Raw genomic sequence first — 997 nt, forward strand, 5'->3', positions numbered from 1 at the left:
ACTGCCAAGGTTAATGCAACCGAGCCGCGCGATAGAGATTTTCCCTGCCCTGCGCGACAACGAGTTCGTCATCCGACTACCTCCGAAACCGGGGGCAACCCCGGTTGCGGCTGAGCCCTTCAAGAAAGCGGGTCGGCTTAACCATATTCTCCCTCACGGGTTGCACGTCGTTGTGCGCGTTAAGAAAACCGCGGAACCACCACTGGATCTCCGCCGGCCATTGCCGACTGGTGCGCGGCGATATCTGGCGCTGTCCAGTTGGCAGATGTGATTGCGTCGATGGCAGAAGCTCTTCCCTCGACAATGCTTCGGATAAACTCGTGCACTAGGTGGGGGTGAGACCCTCCATGACCGCCGCCTTGAGATGTTGTAGTCCCGTTCCACTTTCGCTCATGGCGCCGCGTCCATTGGAAAAGCTCGGGAGGTAGCAAGTCATGCCGATCGGGAGCTGCGATGGTTTGATGCGAGAATCGACGTCCGCGTACTGCAGGAGAGTCGGTCGGCACGAACATGATGGGGCTCTCGCCTTCGATCTGCGGCCACTCGAATCCTAGATTGTCGCCGTAGATGGAAAATGACTCCGTATAAGAGCGAGCCATGTGGAACAGCGATCTGGTAATCTCTACCGCGACGTCGCTATCCTCCAGCCGAAAAAGCGCAGTTTCGATGGGGAAGGGGTTACCATGAACCTGCTTTCGTTCAGGCGAAAGCTGGCCGGAACCTAAGCAATAGGTTTTCTCAACACGTGTCCCCAAGAGCTTCAAAATTGGAGAAATTGCGTGGGTCATATAGTGGTGAGGAGGAAACCCCTGCCAGTAGCGGGGATACCCCTCCATGTCCTGCAGATGGCTACCTCTTGCAAAGGAAATCTTTCCGAACACACCTTTGTTGTAGAGTTCTTGAATCATAAAGAACTCACGCGAATATACTGCGGTCTCCATCATCATGTAATTTACGCCCACTGCTTTCTGGGCTTCAATTATCGCGTGCAAATCGT

1 protein-coding gene is annotated in these 997 nt (G+C 54.6%); it reads right to left on the reverse strand.

All coding sequences use genetic code 11. The features are described 5' to 3' along the window. Positions 1-179: 179 nt before the first annotated feature. On the reverse strand, positions 180-997 hold an 818-nt coding region (locus ACWTU8_RS31640; protein WP_455851227.1), incomplete at its 5' end, for a gfo/Idh/MocA family oxidoreductase.

It is taken from the genome of Mesorhizobium sp. BHbdii (assembly GCF_053848045.1).